The 1838-nt window shown below is 61.0% G+C and carries 1 protein-coding gene and 1 pseudogene; one reads left to right on the plus strand and one right to left on the minus strand.

Annotation, left to right across the window (positions count from 1 at the left end):
• A pseudogene (locus tag WBQ70_RS13565) lies at window positions 1–236 on the minus strand (hypothetical protein); the annotation flags it as partial.
• A 238-nt stretch (window positions 237–474) separates the two neighbouring features.
• Here WBQ70_RS13565 and WBQ70_RS13570 point away from each other — a divergent pair.
• Window positions 475–1838, plus strand: a 1364-nt coding sequence (locus WBQ70_RS13570; RefSeq protein ID WP_423915138.1) for a metallophosphoesterase, incomplete at its 3' end; no start/stop codon positions are given.

The following is a 1838-nucleotide window of genomic DNA, read 5'->3' on the forward strand; positions in this document are numbered from 1 at the left end:
TCAATGTAGCCCACATCATGAAACCAGGCGGCCAGCAGCAGCGCCTCCAGGTCGGGGGCCGCCAGGCCGGCGGCTTCGCCCAGGGCTCTGGCCTCCTTTACTACCTGGGCCGTGTGCTTGGGCGAATGGTAAACGAGCTTGCCGGGCAGTTTTTCTTCGAGCAGCGCCAGTACATAGGCCTTCGCATTCTTGATGATTTCGGCCTTGGCCGGAGATGGGGTAAGAGCAGTTTCCATTGGGGAAGAGCAGGGCACGGGAGAGTAGGCGGGGCCAATGGGGCTTACAACGCTATTCGGCGATGGGAAGTTGGCGGGCCCGACCCAACCGTGTTTCTACGAATTGCGTAGGGCAGCACACTGGCCCGGTTCTGGTGGCGTTTACGCCTTATGTTGGGTAAGTTTACGGTCTTTTTTGTTGTATAGCCTGCGGCCTTGCCCGGTACGCACGCCGACTTCGCACCCCCTTTTCTACCATATGAATCGATATTACCTGCTGCTGGCCCTGGTGCTGGCCCTGTCCGGCGGCGTTTCCCCAGTCGTGGCCCAAACCAAAGCCAAAACGCAAACCTCCCACCCCGAGCGCCCCAACTACCGCGGGGCCGGCGTCGACTGGCAATCGAAAACTCCGCCCGACACTTCCCGCATCCGGTACTCGATGTTCCTGATTGGCGACGTGGGCAAGCCTACGCCCGAGGCCGAAGGCGGCGAGCCCTCGCTTAACCTGATGCGCAAGCAGATTCTGGCGGCCGGGGCCAAAAGCTCCACTGTGTTTCTGGGCGACAATATTTACGAATACGGCCTGCCCCCCGAGGGCACCTTCGACCGCAAGGAGTCGGAGCGGCGCATGGTTGATCAGCTGAAAAGCCTGCGCGACTACCAGGGCGAGAAGTACATGATACCCGGCAACCACGACTGGAAGCAGGGCCAGCGCGGCAGCGTGGCCCAGGTAAACCGCGAGCAGCAGTTCGTGGAGGATTACCTGCGCTCCGACTCGGCCGCCTTCCCCTACACCGGCGACTTCTTCCTGCCCCGCGACGGCTGCCCTGGACCGGTTGAAATCCGGCTGCAGGACGATCTGGTGATGATTGCCATCAACTCGCAGTGGTTTCTGCAGCCCGCCGGCGAACGGCCGGCCGGTGGCAACAGCAACTGCGGCGTGGCCAACGAAACCGATTTTTTTACCCGTCTCGAAGACATTATCCAGCGCAACGCCGGCAAAAATATTGTGGTCATCGGGCACCATCCGCTGTACTCCGACGGTATCCACGGCGGCTACTTCACGCTCGGCGACCACATTTTCCCGCTGTCCATCGTTTTCAAGTATGCCTACTTGCCGCTGCCCGTCATCGGCTCCATTTACCCATTTGCCCGCAAGTACGGCGGCGTCAGCCAGGATATTCCGCACCCGCTTTACCAGGCGTATAAAAAGGGCCTGACGGATATTTTCGACAAGTACCCCAACATTGTGTACGCGGCCGGCCACGAGCACAACCTGCAGTATTTCAAGGAGGGCAACCTCAACCACATCGTCAGCGGCTCGGGCTGCAAAACCCAGCACGTGAAGCCGGGCTCGGGCGGCGACGCCCTGTTCTCCGACAAGGAAAAAGGCTTTTCCCGCATCAATTACTACGACAACGGCGAGGTCTGGGTAGAGTACTACGTGCCCGAGGGTACCGGCGACACCGGCCGCCTCGTGTTCCGCACGCCCATGTATGCCCGGCAGGCCGAAGTAGCCACGGCCGATAGCCCGGCCAAAGGCCTGCCCGTTAACCGCCCCGATTTCCGCGATTCAACCATCACAGTGGCCGTTAACCCGCGCTACGCCGACCGCGGCAAGTT

Source organism: Flavobacterium sp. (assembly GCF_049590715.1).
GTDB lineage: Bacteria > Bacteroidota > Bacteroidia > Flavobacteriales > Flavobacteriaceae > Flavobacterium.